The organism is Promicromonospora kroppenstedtii DSM 19349 (assembly GCF_000515355.1).
Taxonomy (GTDB): Bacteria; Actinomycetota; Actinomycetes; order Actinomycetales; family Cellulomonadaceae; genus Promicromonospora; species Promicromonospora kroppenstedtii.
The window spans coordinates 45662-46911 of sequence record NZ_KI911693.1 but is presented as its reverse complement, the minus strand read 5'-3'; the positions used below and the strand labels follow the sequence as shown (position 1 = coordinate 46911).

Sequence of the window (1250 nt, the reverse complement as noted above, 5' to 3'; positions counted from 1 at the left end):
CGGTACCGCCGCGCCGTTCACGCCGGCGCCGCCGGTCGACTACCGCCGCACCGAGGGCCTGGTCTACGCGACCGGCGCCGGTCCCCGGCACCAGGGCCAGGCGCTGCAGGCCCCGTACCGCCCCGCACCCAACGCGGCGTACCAGCCGCAGCCCGTCTACACCGCACCCCCGGTCCGCACGTCGCGGGGCCCGGGCGGAGCCGCCGTCGGCATCACCCTCGGCGTGATCCTGCTGGCAGGAGCCCTGCTCCTGGCGGCCCACCGCCTGGACGGCGGCAGCTACCTCCTCGACGGCGGTGTGACGTTCCTGGCCGCCTGGCTGGGCATCGGCACCGTGGCGCTCGGCGTCGCGATCCTGGTCTCGGCGCTGCGCGGCCGCACCAGCGGCGTGCTCGGCTTCTTCGCGATCATCGCCCTGCTGTTCGGCCTCGGGTACGTCGCCATCGCCGGAACCACGACCCAGGACTGGGCTGAGGACGCCGTCGTGAGCGGCCGTGAGATCGAGGGTCTCGTGACCGACAACAACAACCCCGACGCCGCCACCATCACCGAGGGCACGATCGCCGTCACGACGGTGCGCGAGGCCGAGAACGGCTTCTACGTGCAGTGGGGCGACCCCACCATCGACCTCTCCGAGCTCGACCTGTCCGACGTCGAGCCCGGCGACCCGGTGGTCGTACCGATCCAGCTCGGCGCCGGCTCGACCGTCGTCCTCGTGCCGCAGGACGCGGCGGTCGAGGCGAACGCCTACGTCGCCGCCGGGGTCGTGCAGTGGAACGTCGACGAGCAGGACCGCTCCACGAGCGGCGTCGGCTCCGACAACTACTTCGCGAGCGACGAGGTGGGTGACGAGGGCGCCGTGCTGAGCCTCGACATCGAGGCCGGCGCGGGCGAGGTCATCGTCGCCGAGAGCAACTGAGGGAGCACGCCATGACCGAGCAGACGAACGACCGGAACGACCGGAACGAGATCCACGGCGGGCCGCAGGCCCAGGACACGAGCGAGAACATGGACGAGAAGACCACGCAGGACCCGGACACCACCGAGGTGCTGCCCGCGCAGGCGACCCCGCCGACGCAGAAGATCGCGCTGGGCGACACGCAGCAGGTGGCCACGACCTCCGTCCCGGAGGGCGAGGTGCACCCCGCCTACGGCATCGCCGCGGCACGGGTCGAGGCCGAGGAGCGGGCCGCGGCGGGCGGCGTCCACGACGCGCCCGTGGCGGACAACTCCGACCCGCTGGCGCCGCT

General features: G+C 73.4%; 1 protein-coding gene and 1 pseudogene. Both read left to right on the top strand.

Going from position 1 to position 1250, the window contains the following annotated elements; translation table 11 throughout:
• Positions 1 to 919, top strand: a pseudogene (locus PROKR_RS17035) (LiaF domain-containing protein); the annotation flags it as partial.
• Between the two features lie 11 nt (positions 920 to 930).
• Positions 931 to 1250 (top strand): hypothetical protein (locus PROKR_RS35210; RefSeq protein WP_036964942.1); only part of this gene is annotated, 320 nt, incomplete at its 3' end.